The organism is Bradyrhizobium sp. S69, from assembly GCF_009766005.1.
Classification (GTDB): Bacteria; Pseudomonadota; Alphaproteobacteria; order Rhizobiales; family Xanthobacteraceae; genus Bradyrhizobium.
The window spans coordinates 260,420-264,576 of the sequence record NZ_LMUK01000051.1 but is presented as its reverse complement, the minus strand read 5'-3'; the positions used below and the strand labels follow the sequence as shown (position 1 = coordinate 264,576).

Annotated in this window: 4 protein-coding genes; all 4 read left to right on the top strand. The window is 59.2% G+C overall.

Going from position 1 to position 4,157, the window contains the following annotated elements:
• Nucleotides 1-455 precede the first annotated feature (455 nt).
• Nucleotides 456-728: an XRE family transcriptional regulator gene (locus GSQ88_RS30160; RefSeq protein WP_159011451.1), complete on the top strand. Its 273-nt coding sequence runs from the start codon at nucleotides 456-458 to the stop codon at nucleotides 726-728.
• Nucleotides 703-1,926, top strand: coding sequence for a type II toxin-antitoxin system HipA family toxin (locus GSQ88_RS30155; protein ID WP_159011449.1), 1,224 nt, complete (start codon nucleotides 703-705; stop codon nucleotides 1,924-1,926). Before GSQ88_RS30160 ends, GSQ88_RS30155 begins: the two co-directional genes overlap by 26 nt.
• A 252-nt stretch (nucleotides 1,927-2,178) precedes the next feature.
• Nucleotides 2,179-3,597 carry a threonine synthase gene (gene thrC / locus GSQ88_RS30150; protein WP_174248148.1) on the top strand — a complete coding sequence of 473 codons (1,419 nt, stop codon included), beginning with the start codon at nucleotides 2,179-2,181 and terminating at the stop codon, nucleotides 3,595-3,597.
• Nucleotides 3,594-4,157 (top strand): M16 family metallopeptidase (locus tag GSQ88_RS30145; protein WP_174248147.1); only part of this gene is annotated, 564 nt, incomplete at its 3' end. The genes thrC and GSQ88_RS30145, both read left to right, overlap by 4 nt.

The following is a 4,157-nucleotide window of genomic DNA, read 5'->3' as shown; positions in this document are numbered from 1 at the left end:
TTCCGCTGAACCTGTATGCTCATGTGCGTTTTCCTGTTTTGCCTTTGCACATGAGATCGCGGGTGCAGCGCGCACCCGGTCTTCCCTGCGCCCTCTCTTGAGGGTCGCCTGCGTCCCTCTTGGGATCGCACTGCGCCCTCTCTTTTTTGGGGCGAACGGATTTGCAAAACTCGGGCGCAGTGTGCCGCGAGAACGCGGAGGTGTATCCACCTGTCATGCCCGCCACCGGGTCGCGCGAATGCGCGCCCGATGACAGGCTCCGGCGGGCATCCAGTATCTCGAGACGCCAGCGATCGAATCGGGAACTCGCGGCGGGTTTATGCCTCATGTATAAGGCATTGGTCGTCAGAAAGAGAATTTGCCTCTTTTATAAGGCATTTACATCTGCCGGTTCGCCTCTTATAAGAGGCAATTATAACATATTTCCAATATTGCATCTTATAAGAGGCAAAGCGATGGAGCTTATCGATCTTGGTGGTCTGGTCAAGAAAACCAGGCGCGCTCAGAAGCTGTCCCAAGGCGAGCTCGTTCAACGATCGAAAGTCAGCAGGGCTCGGCTGGACGCCCTTGAGAACGGACGAATTTCGGACATCGGATTTAAAAACCTGATGCGAGTCATGAACGCGCTGGGTCTGGATCTTCGCGTCACCCAGTTGAACGATAGCCGTCCCACTCTGGAAGACTTGGTAGAGGAGGACGAAAATGCTTCGCGTTTGGGTCGACGGTAAATCGGTCGGAACGCTCGATCGTTTCAAGACGAGAGGATCTACCTTCGCTTACGACCCTGCGACCGCGCCCGGACTTGCCGTTTCCGTTACGATGCCAAGCCGAACGGCGTCCTGGGACACCATCAACGGCTTGGCCCCCGTATTCGAGATGAATCTTCCGGAAGGCGTACTCCGGGAGCGCTTGATGCGACAGTTTGCCAAGACCCTTGGAAGTTTCGATAATTTTGATTTGCTCAGTCTGGTCGGCGAAACCCAGATTGGTCGTCTTCGCTACTCCGAATTTGCCGAGCCGCTATCCGAAGATGTGCCGTTTCAATCCATTGAGGAGATTCTCGAATCGAAAGGAACCAGTGAGCTTTTCGACTATCTGATCGAGAAGTTTGCAATTCATTCCGGCCTGTCGGGCGTACAGCCAAAAGTAATGATACGAGCCGAAGAAGAAAGTGCTCTGCGCCACTCTTCGAGTTTCAAAAGTGCCACGCATATCGTGAAATTCTGGGACCCGGCCGAATATCCCGAACTTGCCGTAAATGAATTCTTCTGTCTCGAAATCGCGAAGCGGCTTAAGTTTGCGGTCCCTGAATTCAGCCTGTCGGAATCAGGACATGCCCTGGTCATCAAACGTTTCGATCTCGGAACCGATGGCACGTATTTCGGATTCGAAGATTTTTGTGTGCTCAACGGCCTTCCTGCATCCCGCAAATACGACGGAGGATACGAAACCAGACTCTTTGGGCGCACAAGGCAATTCATTCGCGCGATGGATCGGCCAAAAGCCCTTACCGACCTGTTCAGACTGTTCGTCCTGAACTGCGCCATTCGGAACGGCGATGCTCATCTTAAAAACTTTGGAATCATCTATTCGGATGTAGAGGGAGCCGCACAACTCGCGCCGGTCTACGATTTAATCACGACCACAGCCTACATACCGGCCGACGTGATGGCGCTCACTCTGGAAGGCTCCAAGAAGTGGCCGGATCGCCGGGCGCTGATCAGGCTTGGTCAAACCCGCGCGGACCTGGGAGCGACCATGATCTCGAGGATTTTCGAAGAGACGGCAGATGTGATTTCCGACGTTTCCTCTGAAGCAGGGAAGCATTTCAAGAAGAAATCGAAATATCCCCGCATTGGCGAACGGATCCTTGCGGCGTGGCGATTGGGGGTTAAGGAAAGCCTTGGGCTAGGCGGTCCAACATGATGTCTGGCTTCCCGCAATGACGGCTTTGGGCATCGTTTCTTTTCTACCCTCCCGAGGAGGGTGAAGATCGCTCCAGACCGGCGACATAGGTAACAGGTCAGAGTGACCAGTGAACGCTGTTATGCCCTGTTTCGGCATTTCCCCTGCCACCGAAAACGCTTTATGGTGGCCAGCCGATGACGCCGGGGGCGTGATCGATCTTCATTTGATATCAAAGGCTTGGCGGGTTTCCTGCCGCCTTTGGAGGGTGCTTTGACGCGGTATATTTCGACCCGGGGGGAGGCCCCCATACTGGGTTTTTGCGATGTGATGCTGACCGGGCTTGCCCGCGACGGCGGCCTCTATGTGCCTGACGTGTGGCCGCAGCTTTCACGCGAGACCATCGCGGGCTTCTTCGGCCGGCCCTATTGGGAAGTCGCGGTTGAGGTGATCAGGCCGTTTGTCGGCGACGAGATTTCCGACGCCGATCTCGGCCGCATGGCCAACGAGGCCTATGCGACGTTCCGCCATCCCGCCGTGGTGCCGCTGGACCAGATCGGTCCCAATCAATTCCTGCTGGAGTTGTTTCACGGTCCGACCCTGGCGTTCAAGGACGTCGCGATGCAGTTGATCTCGCGGCTGATGGATCACGTGCTGGCCAAACGCGCGCAGCGCACCACCATCGTGGTTGCGACCTCGGGCGATACCGGCGGCGCCGCGGTCGATGCGTTCGCGGGTCTCGACAATGTCGATCTGGTGGTGCTGTTCCCGCAAGGCCGGGTGTCCGACGTGCAACGGCGGATGATGACGACGACCGGTGCGGCCAACGTTCATGCGCTGGCGATCGAAGGCACCTTTGATGATTGCCAGGCGATCGTGAAGGCGCTGTTCAACCACCACAGCTTTCGCGACGCGGTGGCGCTGTCGGGAGTGAATTCGATCAACTGGGCGCGGATCGTCGCCCAGGTGGTGTATTACTTCACCTCCGCCGTCGCGCTCGGCGCGCCGGCACGCGCGGTGGATTTCACCGTACCGACGGGGAATTTCGGCGACATCTTTGCGGGTTATGTCGCGAAGAAGATGGGCCTGCCGGTGCGTTGGCTGCGGATCGCCGCCAACGTCAACGACATCCTGCCGCGCACGCTCAAGACCGGCATCTACGAGGTCCGCGAGGTTCATGCATCCGCCTCGCCGTCGATGGATATTCAAATCTCGTCGAATTTCGAGCGCCTGTTGTTCGAGGCGAGCGGGCGCGACGCCGCCGGCGTTCGCCGGCTGATGGAATCATTGAAGCAATCCGGACGGTTCGTGCTGCCGGATGCGACCTTGGCGGCGATCCGCGCCGAATTCGACGCCGGCCGCGCTGATGAAACCGAGACCGCAGCCGCGATCCGCGCCGCCTGGCGCGAGGCCGGCGATCTGGTCGATCCGCATACCGCGGTGGCGCTGGCGGTCGCCGACCGCGACACCGCGGATTCGACGATCCCCAACATCGTGCTGTCGACCGCGCATGCCGCGAAATTCCCCGATGCGGTGCAAGCCGCCTGCGGGGTGCGGCCGGAATTGCCGGCCTGGCTCGACGGCCTGATGACGAGGCCCGAGCATATCAAGGTCATGAAGAACGATCAGGTTGAAGTCGAAGCGTTCGTGCGCTCGGTCAGCCGCGCCGCGAAACAAGGAGTTGCCGGATGAGTGTCGATGTTACCAAGCTTCCCTCCGGCCTGACGGTGATCACCGACACCATGCCGCATCTGGAGACCGCGGCGCTCGGGGTATGGACCGGCGTCGGCGGCCGTGACGAAAAGCCGAACGAGCACGGCATCTCGCATCTCCTCGAGCATATGGCGTTCAAGGGCACCACGCGGCGCTCGTCGCGCGAGATCGTCGAGGAAATCGAGGCGGTCGGCGGCGACCTCAACGCCGGCACCTCGACCGAGACCACGGCCTACTACGCCCGGGTGCTGAAGGCGGATGTGCCGCTGGCGCTCGACGTGCTGTCCGACATCCTCGCCAATCCCTCCTTCGTGCCGGACGAACTGGAGCGGGAAAAGAACGTCATCGTGCAGGAGATCGGCGCCGCCCAGGACACCCCCGACGACGTGGTGTTCGAGCATCTCAACGAATTGTGTTACCCGGATCAGCCGATGGGCCGTTCGCTGCTCGGTACGGCAAAGACCCTGAAGGAATTCGATCGCGACACGCTGCGCGGCTATTTGTCGACGCATTATCGCGGCCCCAACATGGTGGTGGCG

Coding starts and splice junctions, on each gene's coding strand:
- GSQ88_RS30160 (WP_159011451.1), top strand. CDS start 456: ATGGAGCTTATCGATCTTGGTGGTCTGGTCAAGAAAACCAGGCGCGCT.
- GSQ88_RS30155 (WP_159011449.1), top strand. CDS start 703: ATGCTTCGCGTTTGGGTCGACGGTAAATCGGTCGGAACGCTCGATCGT.